Annotated in this window: 12 protein-coding genes; 7 read left to right on the forward strand and 5 right to left on the reverse strand. The window is 57.6% G+C overall.

Translation table 11 applies throughout. The features are described from left to right. Nucleotides 1–34 precede the first annotated feature (34 nt). Complete coding sequence (locus tag VZP09_RS16375; protein WP_135729526.1) at nucleotides 35–1,462, reverse strand: glycoside hydrolase family 1 protein; 1,428 nt, start codon at nucleotides 1,460–1,462, stop codon at nucleotides 35–37. A 7-nt stretch (nucleotides 1,463–1,469) separates the two neighbouring features. Continuing rightward, nucleotides 1,470–2,807 (reverse strand): PTS sugar transporter subunit IIC, encoded by a 1,338-nt coding sequence (locus VZP09_RS16380; protein WP_328795285.1) that lies wholly within the window; start codon nucleotides 2,805–2,807, stop codon nucleotides 1,470–1,472. Between the two features lie 299 nt (nucleotides 2,808–3,106). Between VZP09_RS16380 and VZP09_RS16385 the strand changes: the two genes are divergently transcribed. Further along, the gene (locus VZP09_RS16385) at nucleotides 3,107–4,108 is read left to right on the forward strand and encodes a LacI family DNA-binding transcriptional regulator (RefSeq protein WP_004229436.1); all 1,002 of its coding nucleotides are present in this window, start codon (nucleotides 3,107–3,109) and stop codon (nucleotides 4,106–4,108) included. On the opposite strand, the gene lysA is transcribed toward VZP09_RS16385, so the two are convergent. Beyond that, on the reverse strand, nucleotides 4,101–5,363 hold the full coding sequence (gene lysA, locus VZP09_RS16390; protein ID WP_002915990.1) for a diaminopimelate decarboxylase: 1,263 nt from the start codon (nucleotides 5,361–5,363) through the stop codon (nucleotides 4,101–4,103). The two genes, VZP09_RS16385 and lysA, sit on opposite strands and share 8 nt — an antisense overlap. A 136-nt stretch (nucleotides 5,364–5,499) precedes the next feature. Between lysA and VZP09_RS16395 the strand changes: the two genes are divergently transcribed. Then, the gene (locus tag VZP09_RS16395) at nucleotides 5,500–6,426 is read left to right on the forward strand and encodes a LysR family transcriptional regulator (RefSeq protein WP_002915991.1); all 927 of its coding nucleotides are present in this window, start codon (nucleotides 5,500–5,502) and stop codon (nucleotides 6,424–6,426) included. On the opposite strand, the gene VZP09_RS16400 is transcribed toward VZP09_RS16395, so the two are convergent. After that, nucleotides 6,392–7,105, reverse strand: coding sequence for an aspartate/glutamate racemase (locus VZP09_RS16400; protein WP_002915992.1), 714 nt, complete (start codon nucleotides 7,103–7,105; stop codon nucleotides 6,392–6,394). The two genes, VZP09_RS16395 and VZP09_RS16400, sit on opposite strands and share 35 nt — an antisense overlap. A 139-nt stretch (nucleotides 7,106–7,244) precedes the next feature. Here VZP09_RS16400 and VZP09_RS16405 point away from each other — a divergent pair, with 139 nt between their 5' ends. From VZP09_RS16405 to VZP09_RS16425, 5 genes are all read left to right on the forward strand, one after another. Further along, the gene (locus VZP09_RS16405) at nucleotides 7,245–7,571 is read left to right on the forward strand and encodes a cupin domain-containing protein (protein WP_002915993.1); all 327 of its coding nucleotides are present in this window, start codon (nucleotides 7,245–7,247) and stop codon (nucleotides 7,569–7,571) included. A 452-nt stretch (nucleotides 7,572–8,023) separates the two neighbouring features. Next, complete coding sequence (locus VZP09_RS16410; protein WP_002915995.1) at nucleotides 8,024–8,914, forward strand: carbohydrate ABC transporter permease; 891 nt, start codon at nucleotides 8,024–8,026, stop codon at nucleotides 8,912–8,914. Beyond that, nucleotides 8,907–9,809, forward strand: coding sequence for a carbohydrate ABC transporter permease (locus VZP09_RS16415; protein ID WP_328795286.1), 903 nt, complete (start codon nucleotides 8,907–8,909; stop codon nucleotides 9,807–9,809). Before VZP09_RS16410 ends, VZP09_RS16415 begins: the two co-directional genes overlap by 8 nt. Nucleotides 9,810–9,821: 12 nt before the next feature. Beyond that, the gene (locus VZP09_RS16420) at nucleotides 9,822–10,949 is read left to right on the forward strand and encodes an ABC transporter ATP-binding protein (protein ID WP_004149643.1); all 1,128 of its coding nucleotides are present in this window, start codon (nucleotides 9,822–9,824) and stop codon (nucleotides 10,947–10,949) included. A 16-nt stretch (nucleotides 10,950–10,965) separates the two neighbouring features. Then, the gene (locus VZP09_RS16425; protein WP_328795287.1) at nucleotides 10,966–12,252 is read left to right on the forward strand and encodes an ABC transporter substrate-binding protein; all 1,287 of its coding nucleotides are present in this window, start codon (nucleotides 10,966–10,968) and stop codon (nucleotides 12,250–12,252) included. Nucleotides 12,253–12,311: 59 nt separating this feature from the next. On the opposite strand, the gene VZP09_RS16430 is transcribed toward VZP09_RS16425, so the two are convergent. Further along, nucleotides 12,312–13,655 carry a carbohydrate porin gene (locus VZP09_RS16430; RefSeq protein ID WP_328795288.1) on the reverse strand — a complete coding sequence of 448 codons (1,344 nt, stop codon included), beginning with the start codon at nucleotides 13,653–13,655 and terminating at the stop codon, nucleotides 12,312–12,314. Nucleotides 13,656–13,747: the final 92 nt, after the last annotated feature.

Consider the following 13,747-nt stretch of genomic DNA (forward strand, 5'->3'; position numbering starts at 1 on the left):
AATACGCCGCTATCTTAGCAAATATTGCCCCCGGCTAGCGGTATTCATCATCGATATCCAGCACCAGTTCACGCCGTTCGCCCAGTTGACGAAACCAGTGCGCCGAGGCTTTGGGTCGCCGGGCGCGATGGTTTTGCAGATCGATTTCGATAAGCCCGTAGCGGTTTTTAAAGGCGTTCATCGGCGATACGTTGTCGGTAAACGCCCACAGCATATAGCCCTGGCAGTTGGCCCCTGCCTCGCGGGCGCGCAGGGTGTGCCACAGATGTTCGCTGATAAAACGAATGCGGTAGCTGTCATCGATGACGCCTTCGCGGTTACGGAACTGGCCTTCGTTTTCCACCCCCATCCCGCTCTCCGCCACGAACCACGGGATGTTGCGATAGTCATTTTTTATCCGCATCGCCATATCAAAGATGATTTGCGGGTAGATTTCCCAGCCGCGGGAGGCGTTCATCCGCCGGCCGGGCAGCTCAAACGGCTCATAATACCAGGCCGGATGGAACGGGGTATGCGGATGCCAGGCCCGCGACGGGGCTTTGACCCGGTGCGGGTAGTAAAGATTAATCCCCAGCTCATCGACGGTGTGCTCGCGGATAACCGCCAGATCCTCCTCGCTGGTCTCCCACGTCACCTGATGCTGCTCAAGCAGCGCGAGAAGCTCCGGCGGCCAGACGCCGTGCACCAGCGGGTCGAGGAACATGCGGTTGTAGAACAGATCGTAGATCTCCGCCGCGCGCAGGTCATGGGGGGCGCGTGAGCGTGGGTAGGTCACCTCCGGATTGAGGATGCAGCCGACGGTCCCGGGATAGCCGAGCTCGCGAAACCGCTTCACGACGCTGGCGGCCGCCAGCACCTTATGATAGTTCCACTGCATCCAGGTGCTGGTGTTCTGCTCATAGGGCCAGCGCAGAGCATCCAGATAGACCCGAGTCTGCACCACAATTGGCTCATTAAAGGTAAACCAGCGCGTCACCTTCGGGTGGTAGCGGGCAAACACCTTCTCCGCATAGCGCACAAACAGCTCAACCACCGTTTTCGACCCCCAGCCGCCATACTTTTCCAGCAGATAGCCGGGCAATTCATAATGCTCAAGGCAGATCATCGGCGTGATGCCGTTGGCTAGCAGCGCATCGAACAGCTGGTCGTAATAGGCCGCATACTCCTCATCCACCGTGACGTTTTCATAGTCGGTCAGAAAGCGCGACCAGTTGATTGAGGTGCGGTAGTGGGTCAGCCCGGCCAGCTTCATCAGCTGCACATCTTCCTGAAAGCGGTTGATAAAATCGGTGGCCACCGCCGGGCCATAGCCGTTATGCCAGACGTGGCGATCGTTTTTGTACCAGAGATCGGGCCAGGAGTCCTGCCCTGGTTTTTTCCCGCTCCAGCCTTCGGTCTGCCAGGCGGAAGCCGCCGCGCCAAGGATAAAATCATCGGGAATGGTCATCCGTACGGTAGTCATAGGCTCCTCAGACAGGGTTGGCGGTTTGTTGATTGTCTACCTGACGCTGCGCGGCATCGGCACGGCGGGAGGCGATTTTGACGAAAGGCAGATAGATAAGCACCGCGACGACGATGCAGATAAGCTGGGTCACCACCGCCCCCATCGAGCCGGCGGTGGAGAGCCAGGCGTTGATCAGCGGCGGCGTGGTCCAGGGCACCATCACCACCGCCTTGCCGGCGAAGCCGGTCAGGGTGGCGAAATAGCCGATGCTGCCGGTCACCAGCGGGGTGATGATAAACGGGATGGCGAGGATCGGGTTGAGCATGATCGGCATCCCGAAGATCACCGGCTCGTTAATATTGAACAGCCCCGGGCCTATCGACAGCTTGGCGATCTCTTTCATCTCTTTGCGCCTGGTGGCGATCATCACCGCAATCAACAGGCCGATGGTCAGCCCCGAGCCGCCGATGCTCATGTAGACATCCCAGAAGGGCATCGTGATGATGTTCGGTACCTCTTTCCCCTGCTCAAAAGCGCTCATATTGACGGTGATCGCTCCCAGCAGCAGCGGCTCGCGGATCGGCTTGATCATCTGGTTGCCGTGAATGCCGATCACCCAGAACAGCTGGGCGACGAACATCAGCAGCAGGATCCCCGGCAGGCTCTGCACCACCCGCTCCAGCGGCTGCTGCACCACCTGGTAGACCGCATCGTAGANATACATTCCCGTCAGCTGGTGAAAGAGAAAACCAAAGGTGGCGATCGCGGTGGTAGTGATGATCGCCGGGATCAGCGCGGAAAAAGAGGCAGAGACGTTCGGCGGCACGGTATCCGGCATTTTGATCTTCAGTCCCTTGCGCCCTTCCAGCCAGCAGTAAATCTCCACTGACAGAATGGCGATGAACATCCCAAGGAACAGACTGCGGGTATCGGAAAACTGGCGCAGCAGGACATCTTTCACCACGTGCATCTGGCCATCGACCATCATCTCCACCGTGGTCGGCGTGACGCAGATAAAGCAGATCACCGCCAACAGGCCGGGAAACAGGCTTTTGATGCCGTTGATCCGCCCCAGCTCAATACCGATCAGAAACACGGCGCCGATATTGAGGAAGTTGAGCGTAGCGTAGTTAAGCGCGCTGGTGATCGGCTTCAGCGCCGCAAGAAAGGAGAGCGAGGAAAAGCTGGCGAGCCCATTCTTCGGATCCAGCACCATATTGGAGATCAGCACCGAAAAGGCCCCGACGATGATCACCGGCATCAGGGTAATAAACGCCGATTTGATCGCCATAATGTAGCGATAGCTGTTGAATGTCGTCGCGAAACGCCCCAGCGCGTCGATCAGTTTGTCCTGTAATGCCATAAAAGAGTACCTCAGAGTAAAGGGCTTATTGCGGCCAGGTGAACAGCCAGAGACTTTTGGCATACCAAAACATAGTCGCCAGGCAAAAATAGTTCTGTGACAGCGCTCGCAACGCGCACAGTGGTATCCCAAATATCCGATAAAATCGACATTGGCATACCAGAGTCTGTCGGCTCGTCAGTTCCTGCCAAAAGCGTGATCGCGATGGTTTTTCCGCCCCGCCCCGTCGATATGTCCCTTTTCGGTCTGTGATAAACTGCGCTTTACCACGTGAAATCAGGAATCGATGAATGGCTACAATGCTGGATGTCTCAATTCGCGCAGGCGTCTCGAAAGCGACGGTTTCCCGCGTGTTGAACGGCACAGGTCAGGTGAAAGAGAGCACCCGCCAACAGGTCTTTAAAGCGATGGAAGAGCTGGGCTACCGGCCCAATTTCCTTGCCCGCTCGCTGGCCAATCAGACCAGCAATAGTATCGGGCTGGTCGTCTCCACCTTTGACGGCTTCTACTTTGGCCGTCTGCTGCAGCAGGCGTCACGCCAGACCGAAGCCTGGGGAAAGCAGCTTATCGTCACCGACGGCCATGATACGCCGGAGCGCGAAGAGGAAGCGGTGCAGATGCTCGCCGACCGGCAGTGCGATGCGATCATCCTCTATACCCGGCACATGAGCGAGAAGGCGATCATGTCGCTGATTAACTCGATCGCCATGCCGCTGGTGGTGATTAACCGCGATGTGGCGCAGGCCCGCGAACGCTGCGTGTTCTTCGAACAGCAGGAAGCCGCCTTCCAGGCCGTGGAGTATCTGATTACCCAGGGCCACCGCGATATCGCCTGCATCACCGTCCCGATGCATACCCCTACCGGCCAGGCTCGCCTGCAGGGCTACCGCAACGCGCTGATAAAACATGGTATTGAGTGGGATCCGAGCCGGGTGAAGTATGGAGACTCGACGATGACCCGCGGCTACGAACTGTGCCGGGAACTGCTGGACGAGAAAGCCCGCTTCAGCGCGCTGTTTTCCTGTAACGATGATATGGCGCTGGGGGCGTCAAAGGCGCTGCATCAGGCGGGGCTGCGTATTCCACAGGATGTGTCGCTGTTTGGCTTCGACGATGCGCCAAGCGCGAAATGGCTGGAGCCGGGGCTGTCGACGGTTTATCTGCCGATCGACAACATGATCACTACGGCTATCGACCAGGCGATCAAGCTTGCCAATCAGCAGCCGATAGAAACGATCCCGCCGTTTACCGGCACGCTGGTGCTTCGCGAGTCGGTGACGACGGGACCTTTTTTTAAATAAGCTCTAAGGCCAGCAGCTCCTGGATGGTCTGGCGACGGCGGATCAGCCGCGCCTTGCCGCCATCAAACAGCACCTCCGGCAGCAGCGGACGGCTGTTATAGTTGGATGACATCGAAGCCCCGTAGGCGCCGGTGTCATGGAGCACCAGATAATCCCCAGGCGCTACCGCCGGCAGCAGGCGGGTCTCGACTTTGCCCCCCTCCTGCTGGGTAAAGACATCCCCGGATTCGCACAGCGGCCCGGCCACCACGGTTTCGACCTGCGGCGCGGCGCTGAGATCCCGGCCATCCCCCGCCAGAGCGGTGATATGGTGATAGCTACCGTACATTGCCGGGCGCATCAGGTCGTTAAAGCCGGCGTCAATCAGCACGAAGTGACGGCTGCCCATCTCTTTCACGCTGCGCACCTGCGACACCAGCACGCCGGACTCGGCCACCAGGAAGCGTCCTGGCTCAATCTCCAGTTTCACCGGGTGCCCCAGATGGGCCGCGATCTGCTCCCGGGCGCGGTTCCACAGGCCATAATAGTGGGCGGTGTCGATGGCCTCTTCACCTTCGCGGTAAGGAATCGACAGACCGCCGCCGGCGGAGATAGCCTGCAGATCCTGGCCAAAGTCGACGACCTGGCGCACCATCGCGCCGCACACCTGCTCCAGGTGACCATAGTCAACGCCAGAGCCGATATGCATATGGATCCCGACCAGCTGCAGCTGATAGCGACGCATCACTTCCAGCGCCGCCGGCAGGTGGCTGTACCAGATGCCATGCTTGCTATTCTCACCGCCGGTATTGGTTTTCTGGCTGTGGCCGTGGCCAAAGCCCGGGTTGACGCGCAGCCAGACGCGATGGCCCGGCGACACCTCGCCCAGCTGGCTCAGCATGTCGATCGAGCCGGCGTTCACCGGGATCTGTAACGCCTTCACCCGATCGAGGGTGGCGTCGTCGATCAGATCGGCGGTGAAGACGATATCCTCGGGATTCTGCTGCGGATCGTAGCCTGCCGCCAGCGCCCGCTCGATCTCCCCCAGCGACACCGAGTCCACCTTCACCCCCTGCTCACGCATCAGACGCAGAATATGAATGTTAGAGCAGGCTTTTTGCGCAAAACGCACCACGTCGAACTGGCTGAGCTGGGCTATCTGGCGGCGAATAATCTGCGCATCATAGACCCAGACCGGGCAGCCAAATTCCGCCGGCAGGCGCAGCAGGTTGTCCGCGGTCAGGTCAGTATCGGTGGCGTAAAGCGAGTGTGGCATAAGAACTCCGGTGCAGTGCGTGTGTTGGTCGCTGTTTTTTCTGATTACGCCACAGTGACAGACGAATAAAAAATATCGTTTTATCGCGACTCTATGCAAAAATGATATGGTTCCAGCCGAGCCTCACGGAGACCGCATGCCAGCCGTCAATTTGCGTCATATCGAAATCTTTCACGCGGTGATGACCACCGGCAACCTGACCGAAGCGGCGCGGATGCTGCACACCTCGCAACCCACCGTCAGTCGCGAGCTGGCGCGCTTTGAGAAGGTGCTCGGCCTGCAGCTGTTTGAGCGGACCCGCGGTCGCCTGCAGCCGACGGTGCAGGGCCTGCGTTTGTTTGAGGAGGTTCAGCGCTCCTGGTATGGCCTGGACCGTATCGTCAGCGCCGCCGAGAGCCTGCGCGAGTTCCGCCAGGGCGAGCTGTCGATCGCCTGTCTGCCGGTGTTTTCCCAGTCCTTTCTGCCGCTGCTGTTGCCGCCGTTTCTCGCTCGCTACCCGGAGGTCAGCCTGCAGATCGTCCCCCAGGAGTCGCCGCTGCTGGAGGAGTGGCTCTCCGCCCAGCGCCATGACCTTGGCCTGACGGAGACCCTGCATACCCCCGCGGGCACCGAACGCACCCCGCTGCTGACGCTGAATGAAGTCTGCGTGCTGCCCGCCGGCCATCCGCTGGCGGCGCAGGCGACGCTGACCCCCGCCGATTTTCAGGGCGAAAACTACATCAGCCTGTCGCGCACCGACAGCTATCGCCAGCTGCTCGACGCCCTATTCCTTGAGCATCAGGTTAAACGGCGGATGGTGGTCGAAACCCACAGCGCGGCCTCGATCTGCGCCATGGTGCGCGCCGGCGCCGGGATCTCGGTGGTGAATCCGTTAACCGCCCTGGACTATGCCGATAGCGGCGTGGTGGTGCGCCGCTTCAGCGTCGAGGTGCCGTTTACCGTCAGCCTGATCCGCCCTCTCCACCGCCCGCGCTCGGCGCTGGTCGACGCCTTTGTTGCCCACCTGCAGCAGAGTCTGCCGCAGATCCTCACGCCGCTGGCGTCGGTCCTGCAGAGAGCATAAAGTTGACCGCGTCTTCCGCGTGGATCGCCGCGGTGTCAAAGACCGGCAGCGGGCTGAGCTCGGCAGGCACCAGCAGGCCAATCTCCGTACAGCCGAAAATAACCCCTTCCGCCCCCTGCTCCGCCAGGGCGGCGATCGTCTGCAGATAATAATCCCGCGACGCCTCGCTGAAGGTGCCGAGACAAAGTTCGTCGAAGATGATCTGATTGATCTGCGCCCGATCGTCAGCCTCAGGGATCAGCGTCTCGATGGCAAACTGCTCCTGCAGACGACCGCGATAAAAGGTCTGCTCCATGGTATAGCGGGTGCCCAGCAGCGCGACCCGGCGCTGACCTTTGGCGGCAATCGCCCGTCCGGTGGCATCGGCAATATGCAGGAAGGGAACCTGGCAGCGGGCGGCGATGGCATCTGCGACTTTATGCATAGTGTTGGTGCACAGGACAATGCCTTCGGCCCCCGCCTGCTGCAGCCCGACCGCGGCCTCAGCAAGGATCTCCCCGGCGCGATCCCAGTCGCCGGCGGACTGGCAGGCTTCGATGTCGTGAAAATCGACGCTGTGCAGCACCAGGCTGGCAGAGTGCAGGCCGCCCAGTCGCGCCTTAACGCCCTCATTGATCAACCGATAATAGGGGATCGTGGACTCCCAGCTCATGCCGCCTAACAGGCCAATGGTTTTCATCTTCTGCTCCTTATGTCGTTTCTGCCAGTGAAGCAAACTTGTGATCAACTTTCCACTTCTCTGGCCGCGTATTTCTTTTTCATGAAGAGTGGGATAAGTTAAATGAAACAATGTTTCACTTTAACAACAGGATCGCCCGATGTTTATTTTTCATAAAGACACCACCCTTGAAGACCTCGGCAATGGCGTAACCCGCCGCATTCTGGCCCACGACGGCAAAATGATGGCCGTGGAGGTGAATTTTGCCGCCGGTGCCGTCGGCCCGATGCATAACCATCCTCACGAACAGCTCACCTATGTGCTTTCCGGCGAGTTCGAGTTCACCATCGGCGAGGAGACGCGCGTCGTCAGCGCCGGCGATACGTTGTATAAGCGGCCGGGGATTATGCACGGCTGCGTCTGCCTGCAGCCCGGCACGCTGCTCGATACCTTTACTCCCATTCGCGAAGATTTTCTTGAAGGCTAATCCATAACGGGGGCGTTCGCCGTCCCCGGTTACTGCCCGGCGCCCTTCAATAAAAAGATGCGGCCACAATCATTATCCTGGTAATTATATTTCCCGCTCAGTTAAGCCTAATTTTTCATTCCTTTCAGACGCCCTTTACGGCCAAAATGCTTACCACCTCACCTTTTTGAAACATCGTTTCGACTTTGATCACATTTCCATCCTGATCTGCATGACGCAGAAACAAATCGCAATAAAATGAAATTAAAACGGTGTTTTATAAAAAACAGTTCAGCATAAAAAAAGGGGCTGTCAGCCCTTACCTGCTAGACCAGTTAAAGAATAACCCATTAATTAACAAGGACATGTTAAGCAGAGGAAGCGTTCAGACATTTTTGCGTTGTCAGGCGTAAAAGGCCGACAGCGCGGCGTCACCGGATCCGTATTACAACTCGTAAGCCAGGTAGGTATGTATGAATGAAAACAAGCTGCTGGGATTGGCATGGATATCGCCCTATATCATCGGGCTGATCGTCTTTACCGCTTTTCCCTTTGTTTCATCTTTCTTTCTCAGTTTTACCGAGTACGACTTGATGAGCCCGCCGGTATTTAACGGCATCGAAAACTATCGCTATATGTTGACCGAGGATAGCCTGTTCTGGAAATCGATGGGGGTGACCTTTGCCTACGTCTTTTTAACCATCCCCTTAAAACTGGCTTTCGCCCTCGGCATTGCTTTTGTGCTCAATTTCAAACTGCGCGGCATCGGCTTTTTCCGCACCGCCTATTACATCCCGTCGATCCTTGGCAGCTCGGTGGCGATTGCCGTGCTGTGGCGCGCCCTGTTCGCCATTGACGGCCTGCTGAACAGTTTTCTCGCCGTCTTTGGCATCGATGCCATCAACTGGCTGGGGGAACCCTCCCTGGCGCTGATGTCGGTCACCCTGCTGCGCGTCTGGCAGTTTGGCTCCGCGATGGTCATCTTCCTCGCCGCGCTGCAGAACGTTCCGCAGTCGCAGTATGAGGCGGCAATGATTGACGGCGCCTCAAAGTGGCAGATGTTCATGAAGGTCACCGTGCCGCTGATCACCCCGGTGATTTTCTTCAACTTTATTATGCAGACCACCCAGGCGTTCCAGGAGTTTACCGGCCCGTACGTGATAACCGGCGGCGGTCCGACCTATTACACCTACCTCTTCTCACTCTATATCTACGATACCGCCTTTAAGTACTTCGACATGGGCTATGGCGCCGCGCTGGCGTGGGTGCTGTTCCTCGTCGTGGCGGTCTTTGCGTCGATCGCCTTTAAGTCATCGAAATACTGGGTCTTCTACTCCGCCGATAAGGGAGGCAAAAATGGCTGATATTCAACAGATGGCGCCGGTGATGAGCGACGCCGATCGTGAGGTCGCCCGTACGCTGCGCCGGGAAAAGGTGAGCCGGGTGGTGCGCTACGTCGTGCTAATATTCGTCGGCCTGCTGATGCTCTACCCGCTGGCGTGGATGTTCTCCGCCTCGTTCAAGCCGAACCATGAGATCTTCACCACCCTCGGGCTGTGGCCTGCCCACGCCACCTGGGACGGGTTTATCAACGGCTGGAAGACCGGCACCGAATACCATTTCGGCCACTATATGCTGAACACCTTTAAGTATGTGATCCCGAAAGTGGTGTTAACGATCATTTCCTCCACCATCGTGGCGTACGGCTTCGCACGCTTTGAGATCCCGTGGAAGAAGTTCTGGTTCGCAACGCTTATCACCACCATGTTGCTGCCGAGCACCGTCCTGCTGATCCCGCAGTACCTGATGTTCCGCGAAATGGGGATGCTGAACAGCTATCTGCCGCTGTACCTGCCGCTGGCCTTCGCCACCCAGGGATTCTTCGTCTTCATGCTGATCCAGTTTCTGCGCGGCGTGCCGCGCGATATGGAAGAGGCGGCGCAGATCGACGGCTGCAACTCCATCCAGGTGCTGTGGTATGTGGTGGTGCCGATCCTCAAGCCGGCCATTATCTCGGTGGCGCTGTTCCAGTTTATGTGGTCGATGAACGACTTTATCGGTCCGCTGATCTACGTCTACAGCGTCGATAAGTATCCCATCGCGCTGGCGCTAAAAATGTCTATCGACGTCACGGAAGGCGCGCCGTGGAACGAAATTCTGGCAATGGCGAGCATCTCCATTCTGCCGTCCATCATTGTCTTCTTCCTGGCTCAATGCTACTTCGTGCAGGGCGTGACCAGCAGCGGAATCAAAGGTTAAGAGGGAAATATCATGGCTGAAGTGATTTTCAACAAACTGGAAAAAGTCTACTCCAACGGGTTTAAAGCGGTGCATGGTATCGACCTGAAGATTGCCGATGGCGAATTTATGGTGATCGTCGGCCCCTCCGGCTGCGCCAAATCGACCACCCTGCGCATGCTGGCGGGTCTGGAGACCATCAGCGGCGGCGAGGTGCGGATTGGGGACAAAATCGTCAACAACCTGGCGCCTAAATCCCGTGGCATCGCGATGGTGTTCCAGAACTACGCCCTCTATCCGCATATGACGGTGCGCGAAAACCTCGCCTTCGGCCTGAAGCTGAGCAAGCTGCCGAAGGCGCAAATCGACAGACAGGTGGAAGAAGCGGCGAAAATTCTCGAACTGGAAGAACTGCTCGATCGCCTGCCGCGCCAGCTCTCCGGCGGCCAGGCGCAGCGCGTGGCGGTGGGCCGGGCGATCGTCAAAAAACCGGACGTCTTCCTGTTCGACGAACCGCTCTCCAACCTTGACGCCAAGCTGCGCGCCTCGATGCGGATCCGCATTTCCGATCTGCATAAGCAGTTGAAAAAATCTGGCAAACCGGCGACCACCGTCTACGTCACCCACGATCAGACGGAAGCGATGACCATGGGCGACCGCATCTGCGTGATGAAGCTCGGCCACATTATGCAGGTTGATACCCCGGACAATCTCTACCACCAGCCGAAAAATATGTTTGTCGCCGGGTTTATCGGCGCGCCGGAGATGAATATTCGTCCCAGCCAGTTGGTTGAGCACGGTGGTCGCCTGCATCTGACGCTGGGCGATCAGCGGCTGCCGCTCAACGATCGGCTGCAAAGCAAAGTTGAAACCCATAAGAATCAGCAGGTGTTCTTTGGCGTGCGCCCGGAGTTTGTCTCTCTCTCCGATGAACCGTTTGCCGAAGGTTCCTGCGCGGGTGAAATGGTACGCGTAGAAAACATGGGACATGAATTCTTTGTTTATCTCAGGGTTGCTGATTATGAGCTGACCGCCCGCGTGCCGTCGGACGATGCGAAGCCGATGATTGCCAAGGGACTGAATCGCAAAGTCTATTTCACCTTTGATCTCAACAAGTGTCACATCTTTGACGCCAAAACCGAACAGAACCTCTCTCTGTGAACCCTGGAGCATAACAATGAAAAACGTGCTGATAAGCGCCACCCTCTCCGCCACCCTGGGCCTTAGCGCCTTCTCTTCGCTAGCGCAGGACGTCGACCTGCGTATGTCCTGGTGGGGGGGCAACGGCCGCCATCAGGTCACCCTCAAGGCGCTGGAGGAATTCCACAAACAAAACCCAGACATCAACGTCAAAGCAGAATACACCGGCTGGGACGGCCATCTTTCACGCCTGACCACCCAGATTGCCGGCGGTACCGAGCCTGACGTGATGCAGACCAACTGGAACTGGCTGCCGATCTTTTCGAAAAATGGCGATGGCTTTTACGATCTGAATACCCTGAAAGACGAGATCGACCTCAGCCAGTTCGACGCCAAAGAACTGCAGTCCACCACGGTCAACGGCAAGCTTAACGGTATTCCAATTTCCGTCACCGCCCGCGTCTTCTACTTTAACGACGAAGCATGGAAAAAGGCGGGCATCCCCTTCCCGAAAACCTGGGATGAACTCATGGCGGCGGGAAAAACTTTCGAAANCAAGCTCGGGAAACAGTACTACCCGGTGGTGCTCGAACACCAGGACGTGCTGGCCCTGCTCAACTCTTATATGGTGCAAAAATACAATCAGCCGGCCATCGATGAGAAAGGGCGAAAATTCTCCTACAGCAAAGCGCAGTGGGCGGATTTCTTCGGTATGTATAAGAAGCTTATCGACAGCCATGTGATGCCGGACACCCGCTACTATGCCTCCTTCGGCAAGAGCAACATGTACGAAATGAAGCCGTGGATCCAGGGCGAATGGGGCGGGACCTACATGTGGAACTCCACCATCAACAAATATTCCGATAACCTGAAGCCGCCGGCGAAGCTGGTGCTGGGGGAATACCCGATGCTGCCGGGCGCCACCGATGCCGGACTGTTCTTCAAGCCCGCGCAAATGTTATCGATTGGCAAATCGACGAAAAACCCGCAGGCGGCGGCGAAAGTGATTAACTTCCTGCTGAACAGCAAAGAAGGGGTGGATATTCTTGGACTGGAGCGCGGCGTGCCGCTGAGTAAAGCGGCGGTCACCTACCTGACCGAGGATGGGGTAATCAAAGCCGACGATCCGGCGGTGTCCGGCCTGAAGCTGGCGCAATCCCTGCCCACCGCTCTGCCGGTCTCCCCGTACTTCGACGATCCGCAGATCGTCGCCCAGTTCGGCACCACCCTGCAGTACATCGACTACGGTAAAAAGTCGGTGGAAGAAGCGGCCGAGGACTTCCAGCGCCAGACCGACCGCATTCTGCGCCGCGCGATGCGCTAACCTGCCCGTCTGAACTCTCCCGCGGCGCACGCCGCGGGAGGGTCTGCCAGACGGCCCTGTCAGAAGAAATATTTAAAGCGCACCCGGGCGCCGTAGCGTTCATCGGGATTCCCGCTCTTCGCTGCCGTGGAATCGAGCCACGAGGCATAGGCGCCAAGGTAAATATTGAAGTTCGGCATCGCCATGATATTCGGCAACTGCCAGGAGGTGTGCAGGGTATGGATGTCATAGCGCCCCGGCGCCAGGATAGCGCAATCGCCATCGCATTCGCTGGTCACCCCGGCCATATTGAACTGGTCGATTTTATTGTGCGCATAGATATAGCCCAGCTCCACGCGATGCCAAAGGGCGTTGATCCCGGCGCTGAAGTCGGTTTCGTCCGCCGCGTCCAGCAGGGCGGTACTCAGATTGACCACCGCCCCATCCTGCGGATCGCTTTTCAGGGTGTTCCAGCTCATGGTCAGCCCGTAGCCGGTGCGGTTTGACTGGTCGACCCAGCGTCCGCTCTGGCTCTGATAGCCGTAAGCATTGTTGACGAGATTGCTCTCTATCGCCGCGGCCGCCGACCAGGCGCCGGACTGCCATGCCGCCACCGGCCGCACGTACACCACATTTTTGCGGTTTTCCAGCGCGTTACCATGATAGTTCTGATCGACAAACAGCGAACTGCCGTCCTCCACCAGGGTGTTAACTTCGAAATACCAGTTATCCACCGTTTTGCTAAACAGAAGGTTACCGCCGCTNCTGCTGCGCCCGCGCCCCTCTTTCATCATGTAAATATAGCCATAGCCATCGGAATAGAGATCGTTGGCGGTATTACCTGAATATTCAATAAAGGTATCCTGATTCAGCGGGAACATATCCCAGGCTTCAAAGCGGCCTATTTTTATTTTCCAGTCATCCTGCTGGCCGAAGAAAAATGCCGCATCATCAAGATTCATTTTGCCATCCATATCCGCCAGAGGCTGCACGCTGAATCCGGCATATTGCCCGTCGGCGCCATTCCGTCTGCCATCGAAACCCAGCAGAATACGACCGTTAATATCCCAGCGCTCTTTATCACCGGGCGCCCAGCTTTTATTCGCGCTGGTCTTGACCGACGTCAGGCTGCCGGTGCGACTGGCGCCATCGAGGTTAAATTCGACGTCGCCATAAAATTTTAATTCGNCATTNTCATTTAGCTGCAAACGCGGCGAAGCAGGCGCCGCGCGGGCGACCGTCGCGGCCTGCTGCTGGCCTTTCAGCGTCTTAATTTCCGCCTCTGCGCTGGCGGCGCGCGCCTCCGTCGCCTTTAGCCGCTGCTCCATTTGCGCCAGTCGCTCCTCCAGCGATAACGGCGCCTGCGCCATAACGGATGGCAGATACAGAGACGTCAGAAAACACCCGACCCAGATTTTATTCATCGGTAAACCCTTTTATTATGGAATGAACTGAATTTTTTATTAATGGGTAACGCACGACGATGCAGGCAATAATAACCCGCCCATCGTCAAAG

Source organism: Klebsiella sp. EMBS2024 (genome assembly GCF_036233805.1).
Taxonomy (GTDB): domain Bacteria; phylum Pseudomonadota; class Gammaproteobacteria; order Enterobacterales; family Enterobacteriaceae; genus Klebsiella; species Klebsiella pneumoniae.

Bases quoted from the DNA above. Each gene is read 5' to 3' on its own strand.
- VZP09_RS16375 (WP_135729526.1), bottom strand. From the start codon at position 1,462: ATGACTACCGTACGGATGACCATTCCCGATGATTTTATCCTTGGCGCG.
- VZP09_RS16385 (WP_004229436.1), top strand. From the start codon at position 3,107: ATGCTGGATGTCTCAATTCGCGCAGGCGTCTCGAAAGCGACGGTTTCC.
- lysA (WP_002915990.1), bottom strand. From the start codon at position 5,363: ATGCCACACTCGCTTTACGCCACCGATACTGACCTGACCGCGGACAAC.
- VZP09_RS16395 (WP_002915991.1), top strand. From the start codon at position 5,500: ATGCCAGCCGTCAATTTGCGTCATATCGAAATCTTTCACGCGGTGATG.
- VZP09_RS16400 (WP_002915992.1), bottom strand. From the start codon at position 7,105: ATGAAAACCATTGGCCTGTTAGGCGGCATGAGCTGGGAGTCCACGATC.
- VZP09_RS16405 (WP_002915993.1), top strand. From the start codon at position 7,245: ATGTTTATTTTTCATAAAGACACCACCCTTGAAGACCTCGGCAATGGC.
- VZP09_RS16410 (WP_002915995.1), top strand. From the start codon at position 8,024: ATGAATGAAAACAAGCTGCTGGGATTGGCATGGATATCGCCCTATATC.
- VZP09_RS16415 (WP_328795286.1), top strand. From the start codon at position 8,907: ATGGCTGATATTCAACAGATGGCGCCGGTGATGAGCGACGCCGATCGT.
- VZP09_RS16420 (WP_004149643.1), top strand. From the start codon at position 9,822: ATGGCTGAAGTGATTTTCAACAAACTGGAAAAAGTCTACTCCAACGGG.